Genomic DNA, 23933 nt, shown 5'->3' on the forward strand with positions numbered 1-23933 from the left:
CCGGCACGGTGCCCGGACCGTCCGGGACCGCGGTGACTCGGGCTCATCATGCCGGGGGCGGGCGCCAACCAACAGGGATATACGTAACAAACAGATAAGGAGTTGTTTCGGCCAACTTCACCTCCGCGGGTTGCGCGCGGGGGCTCTGTCTGTTCCGGGTCGCGGCCCCTTGTTCCGGGCCGCGGACCCGGTCAGGCGCGCCGGGCGCGCAGCAGCGAGTCGAGCGCGACGGCCGCCACCACGATCGTGCCCTTCGCGATGAGCTGCCAGTGCTGGCTGATGTTGAGGCTGTAGAAGACGTTGGTCAGCGTCGCGAGGATGAGCAGTCCCACCGCGGAGCGCCAGACGGCTCCCTCGCCGCCGCGCAGCGAGGTGCCGCCGACGACGACGATCGCGATGGTGTCCAGCGCCACGGTCGCGCCGACGTCGGCCTGGCCGACCCCGAGCCGGGAGGCGTCCATCATCCCCGCGAGCGCGGCCGTCACCCCGGTCATCACATACGCGCTGCCCACCAGCCACGGCACGCGCAGTCCCGACAGGCGTCCCGCCTCCTCGTTGCCGCCGATGGCGTAGATGTTGCGCCCGTACCCGGTCTGCGCGAGGAGTACGGCGCCGGCCAGGAAGACGGCCAGCAGGATCCAGATCGGCAGGGGCACCCCGGCGACCGTGGTGAGGGCCAGGTACTGGAAGGAGATGCCGTCGACGATGAACGGCGCCGAGTTGGAGTACACGTACGCCAGTCCCGCGATCACCGAGGACATGCCGAGGGTGGTGACGAAGGGGTTGACCTTCCAGCGGGCGATGATCGTGCCGTTCGCGGCGCCCACCGCGAGCCCGGCGAGCAGGGCGCAGACTCCCGCCAGCGCGACCGAGCCGGTGCTCTTGGTGACACCGGCGAAGACCGTGGATCCCAGGGCGTAGGTGGCGCCCACGGAGAGGTCGAAGCCGCCGGAGATGATCACGAACGTCATGGCCACGGCGATGATGCCCACGGCGGCGTTCTGGGTGAGGATGTCCTGTACGTTCGCCGGCTGGAGGAAGCCCGGGTAGAGCACGGTGGCGGCGAGGACGAGGGCCACCAGGACCCACAGCATGCTGTAGCGCAGGGCCACCGCCTTGATACGGGCGGCCCGGTCCGTCCCCGCGCCGCCGCCGCGGCCGGGTTCCCCGGGGCCGGCGGCGGCGCCGGGCGGTGGCGCGGACGGGGTGGTGGACACGGCCGGTGAAGTCATCTTTCGGTCTCCTTCTCGTGAAAGCCCAGGCGCACGATGTCCCGCACCCGGAACTGGGGTGAATCGGCGGGGATCTCACGGACCACCCGGCCCTTCGTGAAGACCAGGAGCCGGTTCGCGATGGCGAGCACCTCCTCCAGTTCGGAGGAGGTCACGATCACGGCGGCGCCATCCCGTGCGAGGCTGACCAGGCTGGCCAGTACCTCCGACTTGGCGCCCACGTCGATCCCGCGCGTCGGTTCGTCGACGAGGAACACCCGGGGGGTCCTGGCCGCCCACTTGGCCAGCAGGACCTTCTGCTGGTTGCCGCCGGACAGATGGCGTACGGGGGCCTCCAGCCGGTTCGCGTCGAAGCCGAAGTAGCGGGTGAACTCCTCGGCCGCGGCGCGTTCCCGCGCGTGGTCGATGCGGCCCAGCCGGGTGGCGCGGGTGACCCCGACGCTGACGTTGTCCACCGCGTCCATGGCCGGGACCAGCCCGTTCTTGCGGTCCTCGGGGACCATGACGACCCCGCTCGCGATGGCCTCCCGGGCGGAGCGCGGCCATGGCACGGGCTTGCCGCCCAGGCGCAGTTCGCCCGAGGACGTACCGTCCAGACCCGCCAGGGCCCGCATGAAGGTGGTGCGGCCGGAGCCGACCAGACCCCACAAACCGACGATCTCGCCCGCGTGGACGCGGATGCCGATGTCGTCCAGCACCCCGGGGACGCCGACCCCGGACGCCTCCAGCGCGGGGCCGCCCGGCTCATGGGTGCCGCCGCGGGCGGTCACCCCGATCTCGCGGCCGACCATCGACCGGATGAGCGCCTGCCGGTTCCACCGCTCCCGGGGCGCGGTCTCGACCAGCCGGCCGTTGCGCAGTACGGAGATGCTGTCGCTGAGCCGGAGCACCTCGTCGAGGTTGTGGCTGACGAACACGATGGTCGTGCCCCGGGTGCGCAGCCGGTCCAGGATCCGGTACAGGGTGTCGCGTTCGTGCTCGGCGAGCGCGGCGCTGGGCTCGTCGAGCAGCAGTACCCGGCCGTCGGCCTGTACCCCGCGCATGATCTCCAGGATCTGCTGCTGGGAGACCGACAGCGTACGGGCGAGGGCGTCGGCCGGGATGTCGACCTCGAAGTCCTCGCACATCCGCTCGTAGCGCCCGCGCATCTCCCGGCGGGACAGCAGCCCGCGCCGGGAGATGTTGCCGCCGAGGAAGACATTGGCCTCGGCGCTCAACGCGGGGACCATGGTGAGTTCCTGATAGACCGTCACCAGGCCGAGGCCGCGCGCCCTGCGCGGGCCGCCGGCGCCCAGGACGGTGTCGAATACCTCGACGGAGCCGGTGTCGGTGGCGAGGCGCCCGCTGATCATCCCGAGCAGGGTGGACTTTCCGGCGCCGTTCTCGCCGACGAGGGCGTGGACGGCGCCCCGGGGGATCTCCAGGTCGACGTCGCGCACCGCGTACGTACGGCCGAAGACCTTGCTCACCCCCCGGCACACCACGGCCGGCGGCGGAGACTGTTCCGCGGTCATCTCTGGACTCCTCTCGTGACCGGCCGGGACCGGATCAGTACTCGGGGTGGAACTCGCCGATGGTCGCCCTGGTCGCGAAGGGGGTGCCGGGCAGCGCGGAGGACTCGGTGAGGTTGATGAAGTGCGGGACGTCCTCGCCCTTGACGTGGTCGGCCAGCGCCCGGATCGCCTCGACGGTCTCCTGGGCGGGCAGCATCATCACGCTCTGCTCCAGCGTGCCCCGCTTCACCGAGTCGAGAGCCCACTTGTCGCCGCCGAAGTCGTAGATCTTGACCTTGCCCGTGCGTTTCGCACCGCTGACCGCCTGGACGACTCCGCGGCTCATCCCGGAGAAGTTGGACATGATGACGTTGAGATCGGGATTGGCCCGCAGAATGGTCTGGGCCGCCGCCAGGCCCTTGGGCGTGGTGTAGTCGGTGGACTGCCGCGCGACGACCTCGAACCCCTTGTGCTTCGCGAACTCCTTCGCGGCCTCCTGGAAGCAGATGGTGTTGGCGTTGAGGTCGGGACCGGAGATCAGCGCCACCTTGGCGCCCCCGGGGTTGTCCTCGATGACCTGGGTGACCCACGCGCGGTAGACGTCCAGGGTCTGGCCGCCGACGTAGGTGACGGTGCCCGGCTCCCATGTCTCGTCACCGAGCTTGGTGGCGCGGCCGCAGATCGGCAGGTTGAAGACGGAGACGAGGATGCCCTTGTCGGCGGCGTTCTTGGTGAGCAGCTTGCAGACGAGGTTGCCGTCGTTGGGCTCGACGGCGAAGGCGTTGTACCGGCCGCTGGTGATGGCCGTCTGGATCTGGTCGAACTGCTTCTGCGCGTCGAACTGCCCGTCGAAGACGTCGAGTTTCACACCGAGCGTGTTGGCTTCTTTCTTGCCCGCCGCGATGGCCGCCTGGAGGTAGGCGTTGCTGGTGCCGGCGGAGAAGTACGCGATCTTCAGATCGGAGACCTTGGCCGGGCCCTTGGTCCCCGCGGTGCCCGTGGCGGACGAGTCGGTGGCGGACGCGGCCTGGTCGGCGGGGACGGAACACGCCCCGGCGGTCAGTGTCACGGCGAAGGCGCAGGCGGCGGCAGCGAGGAGGGAGCGGGTGGAGCGCCGGGCGCCCGGTCTGCGTGCGCCGGAGCTCTTGAGAAGTCGGTCCATGGTCGTTCTCCCTACGGGGTACGGGCGAGGTGACACGGGGAGCGCGGGGGGAGTGTGGGTGTGGTGTGTCGGTGTGAGGTGTCGGTGTGGGGTGTCGGTGTGGGGTGTCGGTGTGGGGTGTCGGTGTGGGGTGTCGGTGTGGGGTGTCGGTGTGGGGTGTCGGTGTGGAGGGCTCAGTCCTCGGTCCAGGTGTCGTAGATCTCGCTGAGACCCGCGAACCAGGTGCCCTCGTGGCCGTTCATGTAGTCGATGAGCTTCTCGAAGCCGATCAGGTTGTGTGCGCGGGCGATGGTCTGCGGGTGCACGGTCAGCGCGAGCACGCCCGAGGGCACATGCGCGTAGGCGTAGTCGAAGTGGTCCTTCCAGCGCTGGAACATCACCTCGCTGGAGCCGAGGCCCTGGTTGACACCGGGGATGTACTCCGCGACGGGGAAGTCGTCGAGGAACCACGAGACCGGGAACTCCAGCAGCGGGCTCGGCGCGCCGAAGGTGCTGCCCTCCTCCCAGCCCACCGTCACCGGGCGCGGGTGGTACGGCTCGAAGTCGCGGCCCATCAGCGAGGAGTCCCACTCGAAGCCGTTCTCCTCCAGGATCCCGAGCGTCTGGTCGGTGAAGTCCCAGGCCGGCGAGCGGTAGCCGCGCGGGCGGACCCCGACGAGCTTCTCGTGCTGGGCGAGTTGCGCGGCCATCAGCCGGCGCTCGGTGTCGCCGTCGAGCTTCGGGACTCCCTCGTGGTAGCAGCCGTGGGCGGCGATCTCGTGGCCGGCGTCCACGATCTGCCGGAAGCGTTCGGGGAACGTCACCATCGAGTGGCCCGGGGTGCACCAGGTGGCCCGTACCCCGTACCGCTCGAAGAGGCTGATGAGCCGGGGCACCCCGACCTCGGCGCAGAACTCGCCGCGGGAGAGATAGCTGGGGCTGCTGAGGTTGAAGGTGCCCATCCAGACGCTGTGCGCGTCGAAGTCGGCGCCGATGGACACGGCGAGGGTCTTGCCCTCGGGGAGGTGGAGCGGCATGTCGTCCTCCGGTGGGAGACGGTGGTCAAGGGGCTGTACGGAGGGTCGGAAGTGCGGCGCGGCGGGTCAGGCGCCGGCGAGCAGCTCACCGGCGTAGTGGCGGTACAGCGGGGCGCGCCGGCGCCGGTCGGAGTGGGTGGTGGCCGCGCCCGTGCGCCGGTTCTCGTGGAGGAGGTCCAGATCGAGCCGGGCCGTGATGATGTCCTCGGTGTCCGGGGCGGCCTCGGCGAGCACACCGTCGGGGGCGAATCCCGCGTCGCAGGGGCCGAGGACCGAGGAGCGGCCCCGGCCCGGGGAGAGCGGGGCGCCGGGATCGCCGGTGGTCGGGCAGTGCACCATGTAGACCTGGTTCTCGATGGCGCGGGCCTGGGCGCAGTGTCTGACGCGCCAGAATCCGGCCTCGGTGAAGGTGTAGGAGGGGCTGACGATCAGGTCGGCGCCCTTGCGGGTGAGGACAGTCGCGACCTCCGGGATCTCCGTCTCGTAGCAGATGGAGACGCCGACGGTGACGGAGCCGACGCGGAAGGGCGCGAGCACACTCCCCTCGGTGGTTCCCCATCCCGACTCGGCCGGGAAGATATGGGTCTTGATGTGGCGGACGACCGTGCCGTCGGGGAAGAACACGAACGCGGTGTTGTGCACACCGTCGCCGTCCGGGGCGCGCACCAGATGGGAGCCGGCGACGATCACCTGTCCGCGGGTGCTCGCCAGGTCCTGGAAGAGTGCGCCGTAGTCGTCGGTGTAGTCCGCGATCCGGCCCAGTTCGCCGGCCGGGTCGCCCTGCCAGCCGGGTTTGGCCGTGAACAGCGCCGCCGTGAACAGCTCGGGCAGGACGACCAGTTCGGCGCCGTCGGTACGGTCGAGCAGGCCGCGCGTCTGTGCCGCGAAGGCGTCGAAGCCGTCGACCTCGCGCATCTCGAACTGGACCGCCGCGACGGTGAGGTGGTTACTCATCTCTTGTCTGTCCTCTCTGGGATGACCGGCTCCGTGGTGACCCGCGGTTCACTGGGCGAGCAGTCCGCCGTCGATCACCAGGTCGGTGCCGGTGACGTACGCCGACTCGTCCGAGGCCAGATAGACGCACCCGTGGGCGATGTCCGCCGGTGTGCCGCCACGGCCCATCGGGGTGCCGGCCAGCACGGCCGCGTTGAGTTCGGCGGGCTGCGCGTCGGTCAGCGGGGTCACGATCCAGCCGGGGATCACGGAGTTGGCGCGGATGGTCTCGGCCGCGTACGTGATGGCGGCGTTGCGGGTCATGCTGCGGACCGCGCCCTTGGCAGCGTGGTACGCGTGGGTGCCGACGCCGCCGACGACACCCCAGGCGGAGGAGAGGTTGATCATCGAGCCGCCGCCGGCGCGGCGCATCGCGGGGATGGCGGCCCTCATACCGAGGAAGACACCGGTCTGGTCCACCGCGATGACGCGGTCCCACTCGGCGAGGGTGAGTGTGTCGATCGGCTCGTACGAGATGAGCCCGGCGTTGTTGACGAGAATGTCGAGGCGGCCGTACGCGCTCTCCACCCCGGCGACGGCCGCCGCCCAGCCGTCCTCGTCGGTGACATCGAGCCGGATCTCGTGGACTCCGGGTACGGGCGGCTCCGCCGGGGTCAGGTCGGCCGAGACGACGACGGCGCCCTCCCGGACGAATGCCTCCGTGATCCCTCGTCCGATGCCCCGGGAACCGCCGGTGACCAGCGCCACCTTCCCTGCCAAACGCCCCATGGTGTGTCTCTCCTGTCTGTGGTGTGCGGTGGGAACGGAGCCGAACCGGCTCAGCGCGCCAGGAATCCGCCGTCGATCACCAGGTCGGTGCCGGTGACGTACGCGGACTCGTCCGAGGCCAGATAGACGCACCCGTACGCGATGTCCAGCGGCTCGGCGCCCCGGCCCATCGGGGTCGACGCGATGACGGCCTCGTTGAACTCGGCGGTCTGGGACTCGGTCATGGGCGTACGGATCCACCCCGGCAGCACCGCGTTGGCGCGGATCGACTCGGCCGCGTACGTGACCGCGGCGTTCCGGGTCATGCTGCGGACGGCGCCCTTGGTGGCCTGGTAGGCGAGCGATCCCGGAACGGCCGCCGCGCCGTAGATCGAGGAGATGTTGATGAGCGAACCGCCACCGCGCCGCCGCATCGCGGGGATCACGGCCCGCATCCCGAGGAAGACACCGGTCTGGTTGACACCGAGCACCCGGTCCCACTCGTCGGCGCCCAGTTCGTGGACCGCCTCGTACGAGCCCACGCCGGCGTTGTTGACCAGTACGTCGATGCCGCCGTGCCGGTCCTCGGCCAGACCCACGACACGGGCCCAGGCGTCCTCGTCGGTGACGTCGAGCCACTCGAACTCCACGGTCCCCGCGGCACCGTCCGCGGGGTCCGCCGGAGCGTCCGGCGTCCGTGGTTCCGGCCGGATGACATCGGCGGCGATCACGGTGGCGCCCTGCGCGGCGAAGAGGTCGGCTATGCCCCGGCCGATCCCCCGGGCCCCGCCGCTGACCAGCGCGACCTTTCCCGACAAGCGGCTCATGTCTGCTCTCCGTCCTGAGCCCCGCCCTGCGTCCGGTGTTCCCGGCCGGGGGCTCGTGGAAGGACAGTAGGAGCGGCGGACGGACACCACGTCCGTAGAAATGCTTACTTCCGGGGCCCGGCCGCACGCGGAAGGCCGGTGGCGCCACGGAACGGACCGTGGCCCCACCGGCCTCCGCCGAACGCGCGGGCCCGGCACATCAGCCGCGCGCGCCCGCCAGCCAGTCGCGGGCCTGGGCGGTGGTCAGGTCGACGAGATCGCCCAGCGCCACATTGAAGTCGACGACATGCAGCCCCGCGAGGCTGGTCGGCGCCGACTCGGGGAAGTGCGAGAGGTCGCCGCCGATCTGGAGCCAGTCGGCGCTGCCCGAGGAGTCGGTGGCGTGGGTGCACTCCCCCTGGATCGCGTCGGGGTAGTGGGCGAACGCGGTGGGCAGGACGGGGAGTTGGTAGCTGCTCAGCGGAACGGCCAGATGGCCGCCCGGCAGCAGCGCGCTGCCCCCCACGAGCCGGCGCGTGGGCATGTGCAGATCGAGCGGTGTCCGGGCGTCGGCGCTCGCACCGCGCAGCAGGGCCGCCGGGTTGACGCACACGACGCGGTGGCCGGGCTTCGCCGTCCGGCCGATCACGGGCGGCAGCGAGCCCGCGGGCAGGACGTAGCTGGAGTACGAGACGACGCAGCCGACCGGCAGCGGGGCCCCGGTGTCCCGGTGGCAGGCCGGGATGTGCTGGAACGTCGAGCCGGGATCGGATCCGCCCCCGGAGTCCCGGCCCTCCGGTACCTCGATGCCCCCGCCGAGCAGTACGGCCGAGATGAGCTGCCGCCGCGCCTCGGGCCGGCCGTCGAACCGCTGCTGGAGCAGCGCGGTGGCGGTGGCCGTGCCCTGGGAGTGGCCGAGGACGACGACCCCGCGCCGCTCGCCGGTGGCCGGGTCCCGGTTGTCGTGGGTCCAGTACGCGTCCCACGCCTGCTGGATGTCCGCGTTGGCGGTGGTCAGATCGGCGTCGGTGCCGAGGATGATCCCCCCGAGCAGTCCGGTGAGCGGCACCTGCCGGTAGACCGGTACGAACAGCCGGCAGAGTCCGGCGAACCGGGCGGCCTGGGTGAGGGTGACGGCCTGGTGGGCGTTCTCGCGCAGGGGCGGCAGGCTGCCGGTCTGGAGCAGCGGGTTGGGGAGCAGGTCCACGGTCGGGTAGGCGTAGAAGCAGTCGACGGGCGGTGTGCCGGTGACGGTGAACGGCACCCGCCGGCTGCTTCCGTCGGGCGCGTAGCGGGTGTCGTCCAGCAGCCGGGTCGCGCCGCCGTTGGGGTAGCGGGTCAGCAGCTCGCCGCCGGGGGCGGTCGGACGGCCGGTGGCGTCCTGGCCGCAGGCGTTGTCCGGGAGGCCCGGCTTGCACAGCCACACCGTACGGGCGAGCGGCGCGGCGGTGGCGGTGGCAGTGGTAGTGGCAGTGGCAGTGGCGGACGGTGCCGCCGGCGTTCCGGGGTCGGCGGGCGATGCCCGGGCGGTCGTGGCGGGCAGTACGGCGGCGAGCAGGGCGGCGACGGGGATCAGGAGTCTTCGGACCATGTCCTTGCGGGGCACTGGCGTTCCTTTCGGCAGCCGGAGAACCCATCGTCTCTTCAGCTACGGCCCTCACCTGCGCCTTCTATGGTGTCGACCGGAAAAGATCACCCTTGTCCCCTTCCTGCCCCTTCATGACAGGCGCTCGCGCGGTCAGCCGGGCGACGCCCAGGAGCGCCGTTTGGGGAGCGGTCGGGCGTATCCGCCGGTGCGGCTGGTGGTGAGGCCGAGGGTGATCAGGGACTCGGCGAGTTTGACGGCCGCGCCGACCCCGTCCACGACGGGCATCCCGAGCCGCTCCCCCACGGTCCGCTGGAGCCCGGTCATGCCCGCGCAGCCGAGCACCAGGACCTCGGCGCCGGCGTCCCTGGCCCGGGCGGCGGCGGTCAGGAACGCCTCGGTGGTGCGGCGTTCGTCGCGCAGGTCGAGGACGCCGAGGCCGGCGCTGACGACGGCGGCGCAGTTCCGGTCGACGCCGGCGGTGCGCAGGCTGTCCTCGATCTGGTCGCGGGTCCGGTCGAGGGTGGTGATCACGCCGTACCGCCGCCCCAGCAGACAGGCCAGATGGGCGGCGGCCTCGGTGATGTCGACCACGGGCGTGTCGAGGAGTTCGCGGGCGCCCTCGCGGCCGTGTTCGCCGAACCCGGCCATCACCACGGCGTCGTACGGGCCGTCGTAGCCGCGCAGGGTGTCGAGAACGGCGGCGGCGGAGAGGTAGCTGTCGAGCCAGCCCTCGGCGGACTCGGGTCCCCACCCGGGGGTGAGGCCGGTGATGGCGGTGCCCGGGGCGGCGGCGGCCTCGGCGCCCCGGACGATCTCCTCGGTCATCGACCGCGTGGTGTTGCAATTGGTGACCAGGATCCGCACGCCGCTCAGACCTCCGCGGTCTCGGCGGCCAGCGACTCGGCCCGTTCCGGCCTGCACAGCAGGCAGTACAGCGCCGCCGCCGAGACCGTGCCGATGAACCACGAGTAGGCGGCCACATCACCGAAGTACGGTACGAGCGCGAGCACGGCGGCGAACCCGGCCGTCGGCAGGAACGCCTGGAGCGCCTTGGGGTTGAAGCCCTTCCGGTAGTAGTAGCGGGAGTCCGGGCGGCCGTCGAAGAGCTGGTCGACATCGATCCGGCCGCGCTTGACCCAGTAGTAGTCGAGCATGATGATGCCGAACAGCGGGCCCAGGAAGGCGCCGAGGCCGCCCAGGAAGTAGTTGACGACGGTGGGGTTGGAGTAGAGGTTCCACGGGGTGACCAGCAGCGCGGCGACCGTGCTGATCATGCCGCCGGTCCGGAAGCTGATCTTCTGCGGCCAGACGTTGGCCAGGTCGTACGCCGGGGAGACGAAGTTGGCGACGATGTTGACGCCCATGGTCGCGACGGCGAAGGTGAGCGCTCCGAGCGCCAGGACCCAGGTGTTGCCGGCCTTCGCGACGAGCAGGGCGGGATCGGTGATCGCCTCGCCGAAGACCTTGAGGGACCCGGCCGTGACGACGACGGAGAGGATGACGAACGCCGTGGAGTTGACGGGCAGGCCCCAGAAGTTGCCGCGTCGGACAGTGCGGTAGTCGGGCGAGAAGCGCGAGAAGTCGCAGAAGTTGAGCATCAGCGTCCCGTACGTCGCGAGGATCAGCCCGATCGCGCCGAACCACTGCCGGAACTGCTCACCGGTCGAGACCGGGTTCGGGGTGCTGGCCAGCGGTATCGACCAGCCCGCCTTGGCCAGGATCCACACGGCGAGCACGATCATCACGAGCCAGATCGCCGGTCCGCAGAAGTCCTGGAACTTGCGGACCGACTCCATGCCCCGGCTGATGATCAGCGCCTGGACGACCCAGAGCGTCAGGAAGGACACCCAGCCGAGGGCGCTCAGACCGAGGAAGGAGTGCTCGGTCCAGGAGACGAGGCCGGGGCGGGCCGCGAGCAGCATCACATTGACCGCGACGGAGGCCAGATAGGTCTGGATGCCGTACCACATGATGGCGATGACGGCGCGGATCAGCGCGGGGATGTTGGCGCCCCAGACGCCGAAGCTGATCCGGCTGACCACCGGGAAGGGGACCCCGTGCCGCTGGCCGATGCGGCCCATCAGATTCATCCCGAAGTAGATCAGTACGAAGCCGACGAGCAGCGAGCTGAAGACCTGCCAGACGTTCATGCCGAGCACCAGGAGCCCGGCGGCGAACGTGTAGTTGCCCAGGTTGTGGACGTCGGACATCCACAGCGCGAAGAGGTCGAAGACCTTCCACTTCCGGACGCCCGCGGGGGCGAGGTCCTCGTTGGTGAGCCGGGGGTCGGGGACGAAGCCGGGGGTGGGGCCGGCGGCGGTCGCACGGTCGGTGAGGGACACGGTGCCTCCCGGTGAGGGCATGGACGGCGTTTTGGTATACCAAAGCCGAGCCCTATGGTGTTCCTCCGGTCGCCGTCGGTCATGTCCCGGCGGTTACGGCCCCGTAAAACACCGGCCGGGAAAACACCGGCCGGGTCGGGGATCATGGAGCACATGACCACCGCCGAACCACTGGGAGCCGTACGCGAGCGGGTGCTCGCCGCACTGCGGCAGGACATCATCGCCGGACGGCTGCGCCCCGGCGACCGGCTCGTCGAACGCGAACTCGCCGAACGCTTCGAGGTCTCCCGGGTCCCGGTGCGCGAGGCCGTGCGCGCGCTGGTGGCGGAGGGTTTCGTCCTGTTCGAAACCCCGCGGCGCGCGGTGGTGCGCCGGCTCACGGTCACCGATGTCGACGAACTCTTCGAACTGCGCGAGGCCCTGGAGGTGTACGCGGCGGGCCGCGCCGCCGAGCGCGCGGGCCGCGACGGGCTGGCCGGGCTGGCCGAGGTGCTGGAGCGGGCCGCGGAGGCGACCCGGACGCGGGACGCCGAGCGGATCACCGACCTCAACACCCTCTTCCACGACCGCGTCCTGGCCATGGCGGGCAACAGCCTGCTGATCTCCGTGATGGAGCCCGTCGGCGGACGGCTGCGCTGGCTCACCCGGCGCAACGAGCAGTGGCCCAAGCTGCTGGCCGAACACCGGGCTCTGTACGAGGCGATCGCCTCCGGCGACCCGGCGCGGGCCCGCGCGAGCGCCCTCGCCCACGTCCACGCCAACCACCGGGCGACGGTGCGCGAACTGTTCGGCGAGGGCGGCGCGGACGGCGAGGACGGCTGAGACGCGGCCCGGCTACCGGAGGACGGCGAGCTGTCCGGCGTCGAACGGCACCAGTTCGGCGGTCCGGCCCGTCAGGATCTTCGCGGCCCACTCGGGGTCACCGAGCAGCGCCCGGCCCACCGCCACAAGGTCGAACTCGTCGCGCTCCAGCCGGTCCAGCAGCCGGTCGATGCCCGCCACCTCGCCCCGCTCGCCCCGGAACGCGTCGGTGAACACGTTGTCCAGACCGACGGATCCGACGGTGATACCGGGCTTGCCGGAGAGCTTCTTCACCCAGCCCGCGAGGTTGAGGTCGGCGCCCTCGAACTCCGGCAGCCAGTAGCGGCGCGTCGAGCAGTGGAAGGCGTCGACCCCGGCCTCGCTCAGCGGGGCGAGCAGCGCGTCGAGCTCCTCGGGGGTGGCTGCGAGCCTGGCGTCGAAGTGGTTCATCTTCCACTGGGAGATCCGGAGGATCACCGGGAAGTCCGGCGACACCACCGCGCGGCAGGCGGCCACGATCTCGGCCGCGAAACGGGTACGGGCGAGCGGGTCGCCGCCGTACGCGTCGGTGCGCCGGTTGGTGCCCGACCAGAGGAACTGGTCGATCAGATAGCCGTGGGCGCCGTGCAGTTCGATCCCGTCGAAGCCGGTCCGCTCGGCCGCCGCGGCGGCCTGCGCGAAGGCGGCGATCACCTCGTCGAGGTCGGCCCGGGTCATCGCGTGGCCGCCCTCGGCGCCGGTCAGGTCCACGCCCGAGGGACCGACACGCGGAGCCTCCGGTACGGGCGGGGCGCCTTCGGCGCGTGCCATGCCGACGTGCCAGAGCTGCGGGACGATCCGGCCGCCCTCCTCGTGGACCCGCCGCACCACCTCGGACCAGCCCGCCAGCGCGTCGGCGCCGTGGAACCGCGGGACCCGGTCGCTCGTGCCGGCGGACGCGTGGCCGACGTACGTTCCCTCGGTGATGATCAGGCCGACACCACCGGCGGCCCGGCGCGCGTAGTACTCGGCGACATCGGCGCCCGGCACCCCGCCGGGCGAGAACTCCCGGGTCATGGGGGCCATCGCGATGCGGTTGCGCACCTGGAGGGAGCCGAGGGAGAAGGGCCGGTCGAGGATCTCGGCGGCCCGGGTGGGACGGCTGCCGTCGGACAGACCACTGCTGGACAAGCTGCTGCTGGACAAGGGGAACACCTTCGGTCGGTAGGACGGCGCCCTGGGGCGGTGCCGCCCCACCGGCAACACCACGGCGTCCGCACCGATTCCCGGCCGCGGCACGGGCAGGTGCGGGGCGGGTGGCCGGGGCGGCGGCAGGGCCCGGCGGCGGACACGACAAGATGTCCTCTCATCAGGTCTTTCCAGCAGTACGAGAGAGCAGCCGAGGGGAACCGTATGACCCGCACCACCGCGCGGACCGTCCATCTGCGCGCGGCCGGAGTGAGCTTCGTCGTCGAGCTCAGCGAACCGCTGCCTCGCGTCCTGCACTGGGGCGAGGATCTCGGGGAGCTGACGGACGACGGCCTCGCGGCGCTGTGTCTGACCGCCGAGGGGGCCACGCTCAACAACGCGCCGGACGGACCGAGGCGGTTCACGGTCTGGCCGACGCAGGCCGACGGCTGGTCCGGCACGCCCGCGCACCAGGGCCACCGGGGCGGGACGGCGACCACGCCCCGGCCACGGCTGACGGACGTCCGGGAGGGCCCCGGGGAACTGGTCCTGGGGCTCACGGACCGGATCAGCGGCCTCGATATCACCCTCACCTACCGGCTGGATCCCTCGGGAGTGCTGAGCGTCGCGACGGAGCTCGCGCGGCCCCTGCCGGAGGGCGACGGCACCGCCCCGGCGGACCTCGTGCCGTACGACCTCGCCGGGGTGACCACCCTGCTGCCGCTGCCCGCGCGGGCGTCCGAGGTGCTCGACTTCACCGGCAAGTGGTGCCGCGAGCGCTCCCCGCAGCGCGGGCGGCTCGCCTTCGGGGCGCACGTACGAGAGGTACGGCGCGGCCGGCCGGGGCAGGACGCGCCGCATCTGCTCACCGTCGGTGTGCCCGGCTTCGGGTTCCGCGGTGGCGAGGTGTGGGGACTGCATGTGGCGTGGAGCGGCGACCAGCGCTGGCTGGCGGAGCGGCTGCCGGAGGGGGCGGGGGTGCACGGGGCCGTGCTCGGCGGCGGCGAGCTGCCGGCGCCCGGCGAGATCCGGCTCGCGCCCGGCGACCGCTACACCGCGCCCGTCTGCCATTTCGGCTGGTCGGACGCGGGGCTCGACGGGCTCGCCGACCGCTTCCACACGCTGCTGCGGGCGCGGCCCGCGCATCCGTCGGGGCCTCGTCCGCTGACCCTGAACACCTGGGAGGCCGTCTACTTCGACCACCGGCAGGACCGGCTGCTTGAGCTGGCCGATCTCGCGGCGGCGACCGGGGTGGAGCGGCTGGTGCTGGACGACGGCTGGTTCCTGGGGCGCCGCGACGACACCGCGGGGCTCGGCGACTGGACCGTGGACGAGACGGTGTGGCCGGACGGTCTCGCACCGCTCGCGGACCGGGTGCACGGCCACGGCATGCAGTTCGGGCTCTGGGTGGAGCCGGAGATGGTGAACCTCGACTCGCGGCTGGCCAGGGAGCATCCCGAGTGGATCCTCGCCCCGTACCGGGCGGGTCTTGGCCCGAGCGCGCGCCACCAGTACGTGCTGAACGTCGCCGACGACGGCGCTTTCGCGTATCTGCTGACGGCGCTGGACGCGCTCGTGACGCGGTACGCGGTGGACTATCTGAAGTGGGACCACAACCGCGATCTGCACGAGGCGGTGCTTCAGGGCGCGGACGGTCTCGACCGGCCCGGGGTACACGCCCAGACCGAGGCCGTCTACCGGCTGCTCGACGCGTTGCGGGAGCGTCATCCGGGTCTGGAGATCGAGAGCTGCTCCAGCGGGGGCGGCAGGACCGACCTCGGCATTCTGGCCCGTACCGACCGGGTGTGGGCGTCGGACTGCAACGATCCCGTCGAGCGCCAGACCATTCAGCGCTGGACCGGCCAGCTGCTGCCGCCCGAGCTGGTCGGCGCGCATGTCGGCGCCCCGCACAGCCACACCACCGCGCGCACCGGCGACGTGGCGTTCAGCCGGATCACCGCGCTGTTCGGACACGCCGGCATCGAGGACGACCTGACGGCGCGGACGCCGGAGGAGCTGGCGGGGCTGCGGCGGTGGGCGGAGCTGTACAAGGAACTGCGGCCGTTGCTGCACGGGGGCCGGGTGGTACGCGCCGATCTGGCCGACGAGGCCACGCTGCTGCACGGTGTGGTGGCCCCGGACGCGGGCTCGGCCGTGTACTGCTGGGCGCGGCTCGCCACGTCCCCGGACGCCCAGTCGGGCCGGGTGCCGCTGCCGGGGCTGGATCCGCGGCGGGGCTACCGTGTCCGGATCCGTACGGAGGCGGGGCTGCCGTCGGCGCATCAGGTCGCGGCCCCCGCGTGGTACGCGGCGGCGCTGGAGGGGTGGGTGGCGGTGCCCGGCGCCGTGCTCACCGGTGCGGGGCTGCCGATGCCGACGCTGAACCCGGGTCAGGCGCTGCTGTTCGAGGTGGCCGGCTGCTGACGCCGGTGGAGGGGGTCCCACCAGCTATTCCGTCAAATCGCACACACGTGTGGCGCGGCCGGGGTAGCGTCCCGTATCCAGTGGCCCGGAGCGAGTGAACGGGCCGTCGGAGAGATGGAGGAGGCGGAGGTGACCGGAGACTCGGAGCACCGCCGGCCGGCACGGCGCGCGATATTCGAACCCACCCATGTGATCCGTCCCCGGCGGCCGAAACCGCTCTCCGACTTCAGTGAGCTCTTCCGTCCTGAGGATCCCGAGGACGGCCGGGGCGAGGGCTGGGAACGGGTGCCGGTCGGCGCGCCGCCGAAGGCGGCGGACCGGGACGAAGCGTCGGACACCGAGGAGTTGCCGCGCGTCGCGCCGGGCCCGGCCGGCCGGGCCGCCGTCGGGCGCGGCCTTCCCGGCGGCCGGGGCGGTGGTCCCGGCAGCGGTCGGCGCGACGACCCGGGCGAGGGCCGGGGACGGGGCGGGTGGCCGTGGCAGGGCGGGAACAGGGCCGTCGTCGCGGTGGCCGGGGCCGCGGTGGCCGGCTTCGGCGCGGCGCTGCTGCTCACCTGGAACGGTACGGGGTCGGAGTCCCGGGCCGCCGAGCCGCCCGCGGCGCTGCCGACGACGGCGCCGCCGGTCTCCGGCTCCCCGGTGGTCCCGGCCGACCCGCCGCCGCCGGCGGCCTCGGGCACGGCGGGCACGGGGGTGCTGCGGCAGGGGGACAGCGGTCCGCTGGTCACCGAGGTCCAGGAACGGCTGCTGCGGATCCCCGACGTGTACACGGGCGGCAGCGTCTCCGGCGTCTACGACACGGAGCTCACCGAGGCCATCGGACGCTTCCAGGTCTGGTACGGCATCCGGGGCGACGAGTCCGGTGTGTACGGCGACAACACCCGGCGCGATCTGGAGTCCCGTACCGGTTCCTGACCGGTACGGGCCAACGGGCTGTCGCCTATCCGCGCCGCTCGTCGCCGTCGGACTCGGACTCGGACTCTGCCCCGGTCTCCGTCCCGGGCAGCATGCCGCTGGCCCGGGCGATCCCTTCGACCGCCGCCTCGTCCCGCTTGCGCCGGTCCGCCTTGGCGTCCAGCTCGTCGCGCATCGTCCGCAGCCGCTCGGGGTCGGCGGCGACCTCGGGCGGTACGAGGGTCAGCGCGCCGCGGGCGTGCTCACCGTCGCCGAGGTCGGCGACGACATGGTCGGCCCGGTCCTCGTGGCCGGGCCTGAGCGCGCCGATCAGCCCCATGATGCGGAGCATCTCCCGCTGGACGTCGCGGGTGAACAGCTCCCGCTCCTCCTCGTCCATGCGCAGCCGCACCGTGCCGCCGCCGTTCTCGGCCCACATCCGGATGACGTCCATGAGCAGGCGGTACTGCGGCTCGGGCATCCGCGCCCTGAGCGACTCGATGTAGAGGTTGAGCCGCAGGCGCGGCAGATCCTCGGCGTGGCTGTCGTCGTCGTTCACATGGTCTCCCGGGGCCGGCCGGACGCGTCCTCGCAACGAGCCGTACCCCGTTCGGCGCGCGCGGGAACGGGCGGCCGGGGCCGGATCCGGGTGCGCCCACACGCGCACCCGGCCTGCCCTGCCGGAATGTCAGCCGAGTACCCCGGCGAGGGCGCCGAGCGCCGTCGTCAGCTCCTCCTCCGTGATGGTCAGCGGCGGTGCCAGCCGGATGGTGGAGCCATGGGTGTCCTTGACCAGGACGCCTTCCCCTGCGAGGCGTTCACTGATCTGCCGGCCGGTGCCGACGGCCGGGTCCACGTCCACCCCGGCCCACAGACCGCGCTGCCGGTAGCCCGTCACGCCCCTGCCGACGAGGGACGCCAGGCCGGCGTCGAGGACCGTGCCCAGCTCCGTGGCGCGCCGCTGGAACTCGCCGGTCTCCAGCAGGGCGACGACGGCGGAGCCGACGGCCGCCGCGAGCGGGTTGCCGCCGAAGGTCGAGCCGTGTTCGCCGGGGCGCAGCACGCCCAGGACGTCCCGGCCCGCGACGACCGCGGAGACGGGGACGATGCCGCCGCCGAGCGCCTTGCCGAGCAGGAGCATGTCCGGGAGTACGTTCTCGTGCTGGACGGCGAGGGTGGTGCCGGTGCGGCCGAGTCCCGACTGGATCTCGTCGGCGATGAACAGCACGCCGTTGCGCCGGGTCAGTTCGCGGACGCCCGCGAGATAGCCGTCCGAGGGGATGAGGACGCCGGCCTCGCCCTGGATCGGCTCGATGAGCACGGCGGCGGTGTTCTCGTCGATGGCGGCCTCCAGCGCCGCGAGGTCGTCGTACGGCACGACCCGGAAGCCGGGGGTGAACGGGCCGAAGCCGCCGCGCGCGGTCTCGTCGTCGGAGAAGCTGACGATGGTCGTGGTCCGGCCGTGGAAGTTGCCCGCGGCCACGATGACGGTGGCCAGGCCCGGCGCGACGCCCTTGACCTCGTACGCCCACTTTCGGGCGACCTTGACGGCGCTCTCCACGGCCTCGGCGCCGGTGTTCATCGGCAGCACCATGTCCAGGCCGACGAGGGCGGAGAGCGATTCGGCGAAGCCGGCGAGGCGGTCGTTGTGGAAGGCGCGGGAGGTGAGGGTGACCTCGTCGAGCTGGCGCCGGGCGGCGTCGATGAGTGCCGGGTGGCGGTGGCCGAAGTTGAGTGCCGAGTAGCCGGCGAGCATGTCGAGGTAGCGGCGCCCCTCGACGTCCTCGACCCAGGCGCCCTCGGCTCGGGCGACGACCACGGGCAGCGGGTGGTAGTTGTGCGCGAGGGCCGCCTCGTCCGCGCGGATCAGCTCCGCCGAGGTACGGGCGGCGGGGCCGGCGAGGGTGGTGTGCGTCATGGGGTACGGACCTCCTGGGTACAGCACTTGATCCCGCCGCCCGCCTTGTGGAACTCGGACAGGTCGACGGGGACGGGGACGTAGCCGCGCCGGGTGAGCCGGTCGATCAGGCCGGTGGCCCGGGGCGAGATGAACACATGGCGTCCGTCGGAGACGGAGTTCAGTCCGAACGCCAGGGCGTCGTCCCTGGTGGCCGTCACGGCGTCGGGGAAGAGCCGGGCCAGGACCTCGCGGCTGCCGGGCGAGAACACCTCGGGGCAGTACGCGATGTTCTCGTCGTCCAGGGCGAACAGGGCGGTGTCCAGATGGTAGAAGTACGGGTCGGTGAGGTGGAGGCTGACCGTCGGCACGCCGAAGAACTCCTGTGCCTCCTGGTGCGCAGGGACGGTCGTACGGAATCCGGTGCCGGCCAGGATCAGTCCGCCGACGGGGACGAGGTCGCCCTCGCCCTCGCACACGGGGCCCGGTTCCGGCTCGTGCACATCGAAGCCCGCCGCCTTGAACCAGGTGGCGAACGCGGCGGATTCGGGCTGCCGCTCGGCCGCGAGGAAGCGGGAGCGCAGTACCTTGCCGTCCAGCACCAGGGCCGCGTTGGCGGCGAAGACCATGTCCGGCAGTCCGGCGACGGGCTCGGCGCTCTCCACGGTGTGACCGGCGGCGCGGTAGGCGCGGACGAGCGACTCCCACTGCGCCAGGGCCAGCGCGGTGTCGACCGGCTCTTCCGCGCGCATCCAGGGGTTGATGGCGTACGTGACCTCGAAGTACGCGGGCGCGCAGGTGAGATAGCGCCGGGGACGGGACACGCGTACGGGCACCACGGGGCCTCCTCTCGTGATCAGGGGGATGCCCTCAACGATAGGAAGCGCGGGCACGCCGCTCAAGGATCAAGGATTGCGTGTGGGCGCAAGAGTGTTGCGTGGTGGGGGCGTTCAGCGGCTGTTCGTTCCATCGGGTGGTGTGGCGGGGGATCCGGCCTCGGGACTGTTGGGCAGCAGGTGCGTCAGGACGATGAAACTGTTGGTCCTGCTGACGAAGGGCTCGGCGCGGATCCGTTCGAGGACCTCCTCGAAGTGCTGGATGTCGGCGGCCCTGATGTGCAGGAGCGCGTCGGCGCCGCCGGTGACGGTCACGGCCGCGACCACCTCGGGGTAGGTACGGGCGACTTCGGCGATGCGCCGGGGCGGGGCGGCGGCGTCGCAGAAGATCTCCACGTACGCCTCGGTGCGCCAGCCGAGGGCGGCGGGGCGGACGATCGTGGTGAAGCCTGTGATCACTTCCTGGTCCCGCATCCGGTCGACCCGGCGTTTGACGGCTGGGGCCGAGAGGCCGATCCGCTGGCCGATCTCCGTGAAACTCGTCCTGGCGTTGGCGACGAGCGCGGCGAGGATCTGCCGGTCCAGTTCGTCGAGCACCGGCTGCTGGTACGGCATGGAAGCCTCCGCCTCGTCGTCGCGCACGCAGTGATCGTAATCCCCGGCGACCGCGCCTTCGGTCACGTGCCGCGTCACGCGGAAGCGGAACCGGGGCAGGCCGGGCCGGGTGCGCCCGGCCTGCCCCGGGGCGGTCAGCGCAGGCAGAAGGGCACGGGCCCCAGGTTCTGCACGTAGCGGGCCGCGACATAGCCGCTCCAGCCGTCGCCGAGCCGGTACCAGAGGTCGTTGCCGTCCACGTTCTGGCCGTGGACCTTGCACAGGAGCGGAACGGTCGCGCCCGGCTGGAGCGTGCCCAGGGAACGCGAGTCGGAGGTGGCGCGCTCCCGGATGTGGAGCGCGATCCGGGAGACGACCCTGCCCTTGGGCAGCGCCGCGGGCACCGTCGCGGGGGTGGCCGGAGCGGCCGTGGCCGGAGCGGTGCCGGCCGGGCCGTCGGCCGCGGCGGGGGTGGCCGCGAGAGCGCCGGAGCCGGCGAGTACGACGGCGGCGAGCACGGCGGCGGCCCGGTGGTTGAGGCGGAGCTTGTGCATGATGACCCCTTTCCCTTTTGGGTGTTACCTCCTTATGGCATGCCGAACGTCGCGTTCGCCAGGTTGAAACCCGTTCCTCACCCGGATGAGGCAATTTCCCCGGAGGTTGCCCGCCGGTGGCGCAGCAGAATGGCGGCGGCGGCCGGAATGCCCGGGCGGACGCCGCCGCGCAGCAGCCGGGGTCCGCTCGCAAGGGCCCGGTGGAGCAGGTGGGCGTAGACGTCCAGTTGGGCGGCGACCATGGGGGCGTAGAGCGGGGGGACGCCGGCCAGGGCGGGCCTCGCCGCGGCCAGTTCGCTCCAGCACTTGGCGGCGGTGCGGGCCAGCAGCTCCCGGACGCGGGCGGTGGCGCGGCCCCGGCGCAGATCCTCGGGAGTGACGCCGCAGTCCAGCAGGTCGGAGTGCGGCAGACAGATCCGGCCGGCCCGCAGGTCCTCGGCCAGGTCGGTCAGGAAGTCGATGCGCTGGAGGGGCGCGGCCAGCAGCCGGACGCTCTCCCGCAGCCGCTCCTGGGGCTCGCCCGGTCCCGCGAGGACACCGCCGATCAGCATCAGTCCGGGCAGGACGTACTCCTCGACGTACACGGCGAACTCCGGCTCACCGGCGAAGCCGGTGAAGTACAGGTCGGCGGGGGCCGCGCGCAGGAAGTCGTCGACGAGACCGGCCAGCGGGGGGTGCGCGCGGGTGGTGTGCCAGAGCGGCGCGAGCGCGCCGGCGGGGGCGCGCGGGGAGTCCAGCGCGCGCCGTACGCGGGTCTCGTACGCCGCGAACCGGGTGGCCCGCACCTCGACGGGCGCCCGGCCGTCCTGGTCGAGGAGTTCGTCGCAGGTGTGCATGAAGGACACCGCGGCCACCACGTGCACGGCCGTCGCGGGCGGCAGCAGCAGGCGCAGTGCGGCGTACTGCGCCGGCGCGTAGCGGGCCAGTTGACGCGCCTGCCTGGTGTAGCGCTCGCGCAGCCGTGGTTCGGCCACCCCCGCCAGGGTCAGCCCGCGCCGCCAGCCGTTCATGCGATCTCCCTCGTCCGGAGCGGGAGTTGCTCGAATATCCGTGCTGGACGCAGCGCAACCGTCCCACCACCACCTGATGGTTACTATCGGGGTACGGAGAGTATCCGAGGTTCCGGTCGCAGCCGCACCGGTCGGCGAAGGTGAGCCCGTGGTCGTCCCTTCTGTTCCCACCGCACCCCAAGAGCGGTCCGGCCGCTCCCTGCCGTGTCCGGGCGGGGGGCCGCCGTCGATTCCCGCCGGCCGGCTGCCGGGCCATGTCGCCGTGGTGCTCGACGGCAACGGCCGCTGGGCGGCCGGGCGCGGGCTGCCGCGTACCGAGGGGCACCGGGCGGGGGCGGGGGCCGTACTGGACACGGTCGACGGCGCGCTCCAGCTCGGGCTGCGGCATCTGTCGCTGTTCGCCTTCTCCACCGAGAACTGGCGGCGGGACGCGGGCGAGGTCGGTGAGGTGCTGCGGCTGATCGGCGCGTTCATCGCGGACCACGGCGAGCGGCTGGACCGGCAGGGGGTGCGGGTCAGCTGGTCCGGCGGGCGCGGGCGGATGGGCACGGGGCTGCTCGGCCATCTCGACACGATCGCGACGCGGACCGCGGGCAACACCCGGCTGGAGCTGACCATCTGGCTCAACTACGGGGCCCGCGACGAGCTGTGGCGGGCGGCCAGGGAGCTGGCGCGGGAGAGTGTGGCGGGCCGGGTCGATCCGGCGGAGATCGACGCGGGGACCTTCGCCCGCTATCTGTACCGGCCGGATCTGCCGGATGTCGACCTGTTCATCCGCACCTCCGGTGAGCAGCGGCTCAGCAACTTCCTGCTCTGGCAGAGCGCCTACGCGGAGCTGCTGTTCACCGAGACCCTCTGGCCGGACTTCGGCCACCGTGACCTGTGGGCCGCGGCGGTGGCGTACAGCGAACGCGACCGCCGCTTCGGCGGCCACTGATCCGGCATCCCCTTTCCCCTGCACCCGAGCTGCTTACGCACGAGTCGCTTACGTACGAGGACGGCACCATGAACGAGATCCCCCGTCAGAGCGGTCCCGACGGCGCCGCCCCCGCCGGCTTTCCCGGGCCCGATTCGGTCGCCTGGAGGTACGTCGGGCAGTGGCGGCTGCTGACCGTGCTGGGCCGGGCCCTGGTCCTGGAGACGGCCCATCCGGTGGTGGGCGCGGGTGTCGCCGCGTTCTCCACGTACCGCTACCACCCGTGGCGCCGGGCCGTGCAGACACTGCTGAGTCTCCAGCGCGTCGTCTATCTCGACCCGCGCGGCCGGGAGAAGGAGGCCGCCAGGCTGACCCGGGTGCACCGGCACATCAACGGGGTGGACGACGAGGGCCGTCCCTTCGACGCGCTCGACCCGGAGGCCAGGGCGTGGGTCCATCTCACGCTGTTCGAGGCGATCGTGACGATGTGCCGGGCCGGCGGGGATCCGCTCGGCGCGCGCGACGAGGAGCGGCTGTATGAGGAGTGGCGGGCCTACGGCCGGGTGATCGGGCTGGACGAGGAGGCGGTGCCCGCCACCGTCGCGGAGTTCTGGGAGTACTTCGAGCGGATGACCCGCGAGCGGCTCGGCGCGACCCGGGGGCTGCGGGATCTGGTCACGGCCGTGACGGGCGACTTCCCGCCGCCCGCGCAGCTGGGTTTCCTGCCGGAGCCGGTCTGGCGGGCGCTGCGCGGGGTGGCGGCCGGGGCGTACATGGACATGACGGCGGCGCTGCTCTCCCCCGAGCTGCGGGAGCGGCTCGGTCTGCGGATGGGGCCGGGCGCTCCGCTGCTGGCGGCGGTGGTCTGCCGGGCGGCCGGGGCGCTGGACCGGATCGCGCCGCCGGTGCTGCGCTACATGCCGGTGGCCGCCGCGGCGATCACCGCCGAGCGCCGGTTGCGGCGCGATCTGGCGCGCGGGGCCGGGCGGCCGGGCGCGGCGGGATCCGAGCCGGTCCACCGCTTCCTCGACCAGACCGGTGACGGGCTGATCAGCTGGGCCGACCTGGCGGCGGTGGCCCGGGTGCTGGCGGGGCGGCTGGAGCTGGACGAGGAGCGGGAAACGGCGCTCTACGACGCGTTCCACGCCTGGTGGCAGGAGCTGCGGGCCACCCTCGACACGGACGGCGACGGGGCCGTGAGCGAGGCGGAGTACGCGGCGGCCGGTCCCGGCGGGGCGGCGCTGCGGGCGGCGATGGACACGGTCGCCGCCGCAGTGGACCGGGACGGCGACGGGTTCGTCGACCAGGCCGAGTACACCCGGCTGCTCGGCGGCGGTCTCCGGCCGGCCGAACTGCTGGCGAGCTTCCGGCAGTTGGACGCGGACGGGGACGGCAGGGTGACGGTGGCGGAGTTCGCGGCGGGCCTCGCCGCGTTCTTCACGGGCCAGGCCGGCTCCCCGGTGGGCCGGCATCTGCTGGGCCGGGCCTGACCGGGGCGCC

At 72.4% G+C, this 23933-nt stretch carries 22 protein-coding genes; 5 read left to right on the top strand and 17 right to left on the bottom strand.

The window, feature by feature from the left end; translation table 11 throughout:
* Positions 1-191: 191 nt before the first annotated feature.
* The 10 genes from AB0389_RS00320 to AB0389_RS00365 all read right to left on the bottom strand — a co-directional run bounded on the left by AB0389_RS00320 (position 192) and on the right by AB0389_RS00365 (position 11340).
* Positions 192-1232 carry an ABC transporter permease gene (locus AB0389_RS00320; protein WP_366393045.1) on the bottom strand — a complete coding sequence of 347 codons (1041 nt, stop codon included), beginning with the start codon at positions 1230-1232 and terminating at the stop codon, positions 192-194.
* The gene (locus AB0389_RS00325) at positions 1229-2746 is read right to left on the bottom strand and encodes a sugar ABC transporter ATP-binding protein (RefSeq protein ID WP_366393046.1); all 1518 of its coding nucleotides are present in this window, start codon (positions 2744-2746) and stop codon (positions 1229-1231) included. The genes AB0389_RS00320 and AB0389_RS00325 overlap by 4 nt, the downstream gene beginning before the upstream one ends.
* A 34-nt stretch (positions 2747-2780) precedes the next feature.
* A complete protein-coding gene (locus AB0389_RS00330; protein ID WP_366393047.1) occupies positions 2781-3887 on the bottom strand; it encodes a sugar ABC transporter substrate-binding protein in 1107 nt (368 codons plus the stop codon).
* Between the two features lie 173 nt (positions 3888-4060).
* Complete coding sequence (locus tag AB0389_RS00335; protein ID WP_366393048.1) at positions 4061-4903, bottom strand: polysaccharide deacetylase; 843 nt, start codon at positions 4901-4903, stop codon at positions 4061-4063.
* Positions 4904-4969: 66 nt separating this feature from the next.
* The gene (locus AB0389_RS00340; RefSeq protein WP_366393049.1) at positions 4970-5857 is read right to left on the bottom strand and encodes a nitrilase-related carbon-nitrogen hydrolase; all 888 of its coding nucleotides are present in this window, start codon (positions 5855-5857) and stop codon (positions 4970-4972) included.
* Between the two features lie 48 nt (positions 5858-5905).
* A complete protein-coding gene (locus AB0389_RS00345; protein WP_366393050.1) occupies positions 5906-6625 on the bottom strand; it encodes an SDR family oxidoreductase in 720 nt (239 codons plus the stop codon).
* 50 nt (positions 6626-6675) lie between these two features.
* On the bottom strand, positions 6676-7431 hold the full coding sequence (locus tag AB0389_RS00350; RefSeq protein ID WP_366393051.1) for a glucose 1-dehydrogenase: 756 nt from the start codon (positions 7429-7431) through the stop codon (positions 6676-6678).
* A 199-nt stretch (positions 7432-7630) separates the two neighbouring features.
* The gene (locus AB0389_RS00355) at positions 7631-9016 is read right to left on the bottom strand and encodes a DUF3089 domain-containing protein (RefSeq protein ID WP_366393052.1); all 1386 of its coding nucleotides are present in this window, start codon (positions 9014-9016) and stop codon (positions 7631-7633) included.
* 132 nt (positions 9017-9148) lie between these two features.
* Positions 9149-9862 (bottom strand): aspartate/glutamate racemase family protein, encoded by a 714-nt coding sequence (locus AB0389_RS00360; RefSeq protein WP_366393053.1) that lies wholly within the window; start codon positions 9860-9862, stop codon positions 9149-9151.
* A 5-nt stretch (positions 9863-9867) separates the two neighbouring features.
* The gene (locus tag AB0389_RS00365) at positions 9868-11340 is read right to left on the bottom strand and encodes an NCS1 family nucleobase:cation symporter-1 (protein ID WP_366393054.1); all 1473 of its coding nucleotides are present in this window, start codon (positions 11338-11340) and stop codon (positions 9868-9870) included.
* 153 nt (positions 11341-11493) lie between these two features.
* Between AB0389_RS00365 and AB0389_RS00370 the strand changes: the two genes are divergently transcribed.
* On the top strand, positions 11494-12162 hold the full coding sequence (locus AB0389_RS00370; protein ID WP_366393055.1) for a GntR family transcriptional regulator: 669 nt from the start codon (positions 11494-11496) through the stop codon (positions 12160-12162).
* Between the two features lie 12 nt (positions 12163-12174).
* On the opposite strand, the gene AB0389_RS00375 is transcribed toward AB0389_RS00370, so the two are convergent.
* A complete protein-coding gene (locus AB0389_RS00375) occupies positions 12175-13326 on the bottom strand; it encodes an NADH:flavin oxidoreductase (RefSeq protein WP_366393056.1) in 1152 nt (383 codons plus the stop codon).
* A 207-nt stretch (positions 13327-13533) separates the two neighbouring features.
* Between AB0389_RS00375 and AB0389_RS00380 the strand changes: the two genes are divergently transcribed.
* Both AB0389_RS00380 and AB0389_RS00385 read left to right on the top strand, forming a co-directional pair.
* The gene (locus tag AB0389_RS00380) at positions 13534-15732 is read left to right on the top strand and encodes an alpha-galactosidase (protein WP_366393057.1); all 2199 of its coding nucleotides are present in this window, start codon (positions 13534-13536) and stop codon (positions 15730-15732) included.
* A gap of 129 nt (positions 15733-15861) precedes the next feature.
* Positions 15862-16647: a peptidoglycan-binding protein gene (locus tag AB0389_RS00385; RefSeq protein ID WP_366393058.1), complete on the top strand. Its 786-nt coding sequence runs from the start codon at positions 15862-15864 to the stop codon at positions 16645-16647.
* A gap of 25 nt (positions 16648-16672) precedes the next feature.
* Here AB0389_RS00385 and AB0389_RS00390 read toward each other — a convergent pair whose 3' ends face one another.
* The 6 genes from AB0389_RS00390 to AB0389_RS00415 form a co-directional block, all read right to left on the bottom strand.
* Positions 16673-17185, bottom strand: coding sequence for a hypothetical protein (locus tag AB0389_RS00390; RefSeq protein WP_366393059.1), 513 nt, complete (start codon positions 17183-17185; stop codon positions 16673-16675).
* A gap of 129 nt (positions 17186-17314) precedes the next feature.
* Positions 17315-18544: an ornithine--oxo-acid transaminase gene (rocD, locus tag AB0389_RS00395; RefSeq protein WP_366393060.1), complete on the bottom strand. Its 1230-nt coding sequence runs from the start codon at positions 18542-18544 to the stop codon at positions 17315-17317.
* Entirely contained in the window at positions 18541-19362 is an 822-nt protein-coding gene (gene ddaH, locus AB0389_RS00400) for a dimethylargininase (RefSeq protein ID WP_366393061.1), read from the bottom strand. The genes rocD and ddaH overlap by 4 nt, the downstream gene beginning before the upstream one ends.
* 111 nt (positions 19363-19473) lie before the next feature.
* Positions 19474-19974 carry an Lrp/AsnC family transcriptional regulator gene (locus AB0389_RS00405; RefSeq protein WP_366393415.1) on the bottom strand — a complete coding sequence of 167 codons (501 nt, stop codon included), beginning with the start codon at positions 19972-19974 and terminating at the stop codon, positions 19474-19476.
* 134 nt (positions 19975-20108) lie between these two features.
* The gene (locus AB0389_RS00410; protein ID WP_366393062.1) at positions 20109-20507 is read right to left on the bottom strand and encodes an SH3 domain-containing protein; all 399 of its coding nucleotides are present in this window, start codon (positions 20505-20507) and stop codon (positions 20109-20111) included.
* Between the two features lie 77 nt (positions 20508-20584).
* The gene (locus tag AB0389_RS00415) at positions 20585-21517 is read right to left on the bottom strand and encodes a squalene/phytoene synthase family protein (RefSeq protein WP_366393063.1); all 933 of its coding nucleotides are present in this window, start codon (positions 21515-21517) and stop codon (positions 20585-20587) included.
* A gap of 148 nt (positions 21518-21665) precedes the next feature.
* On the opposite strand from AB0389_RS00415, the gene uppS reads away from it, so the two are divergent.
* Both uppS and AB0389_RS00425 read left to right on the top strand, forming a co-directional pair.
* Entirely contained in the window at positions 21666-22454 is a 789-nt protein-coding gene (uppS, locus tag AB0389_RS00420; protein ID WP_366393064.1) for a polyprenyl diphosphate synthase, read from the top strand.
* 68 nt (positions 22455-22522) lie between these two features.
* On the top strand, positions 22523-23923 hold the full coding sequence (locus AB0389_RS00425; RefSeq protein ID WP_366393065.1) for an oxygenase MpaB family protein: 1401 nt from the start codon (positions 22523-22525) through the stop codon (positions 23921-23923).
* The last annotated feature ends 10 nt before the right edge of the window (positions 23924-23933 follow it).

Origin of the sequence: Streptomyces sp. NPDC093109 (genome assembly GCF_040701725.1) — a bacterium.
In the GTDB taxonomy this organism is placed as follows: domain Bacteria; phylum Actinomycetota; class Actinomycetes; order Streptomycetales; family Streptomycetaceae; genus Streptomyces.

Excerpts from the sequence above, each read along its gene's own strand:
- AB0389_RS00350 (WP_366393051.1), bottom strand. The coding sequence starts at position 7,431 with ATGAGCCGCTTGTCGGGAAAGGTCGCGCTGGTCAGCGGCGGGGCCCGG.
- AB0389_RS00330 (WP_366393047.1), bottom strand. The coding sequence starts at position 3,887 with ATGGACCGACTTCTCAAGAGCTCCGGCGCACGCAGACCGGGCGCCCGG.
- rocD (WP_366393060.1), bottom strand. The coding sequence starts at position 18,544 with ATGACGCACACCACCCTCGCCGGCCCCGCCGCCCGTACCTCGGCGGAG.
- AB0389_RS00325 (WP_366393046.1), bottom strand. The coding sequence starts at position 2,746 with ATGACCGCGGAACAGTCTCCGCCGCCGGCCGTGGTGTGCCGGGGGGTG.
- AB0389_RS00345 (WP_366393050.1), bottom strand. The coding sequence starts at position 6,625 with ATGGGGCGTTTGGCAGGGAAGGTGGCGCTGGTCACCGGCGGTTCCCGG.
- AB0389_RS00320 (WP_366393045.1), bottom strand. The coding sequence starts at position 1,232 with ATGACTTCACCGGCCGTGTCCACCACCCCGTCCGCGCCACCGCCCGGC.
- AB0389_RS00340 (WP_366393049.1), bottom strand. The coding sequence starts at position 5,857 with ATGAGTAACCACCTCACCGTCGCGGCGGTCCAGTTCGAGATGCGCGAG.
- AB0389_RS00415 (WP_366393063.1), bottom strand. The coding sequence starts at position 21,517 with ATGAACGGCTGGCGGCGCGGGCTGACCCTGGCGGGGGTGGCCGAACCA.
- AB0389_RS00335 (WP_366393048.1), bottom strand. The coding sequence starts at position 4,903 with ATGCCGCTCCACCTCCCCGAGGGCAAGACCCTCGCCGTGTCCATCGGC.
- AB0389_RS00380 (WP_366393057.1), top strand. The coding sequence starts at position 13,534 with ATGACCCGCACCACCGCGCGGACCGTCCATCTGCGCGCGGCCGGAGTG.
- AB0389_RS00370 (WP_366393055.1), top strand. The coding sequence starts at position 11,494 with ATGACCACCGCCGAACCACTGGGAGCCGTACGCGAGCGGGTGCTCGCC.
- AB0389_RS00425 (WP_366393065.1), top strand. The coding sequence starts at position 22,523 with ATGAACGAGATCCCCCGTCAGAGCGGTCCCGACGGCGCCGCCCCCGCC.
- AB0389_RS00410 (WP_366393062.1), bottom strand. The coding sequence starts at position 20,507 with ATGCACAAGCTCCGCCTCAACCACCGGGCCGCCGCCGTGCTCGCCGCC.
- AB0389_RS00405 (WP_366393415.1), bottom strand. The coding sequence starts at position 19,974 with ATGCCGTACCAGCAGCCGGTGCTCGACGAACTGGACCGGCAGATCCTC.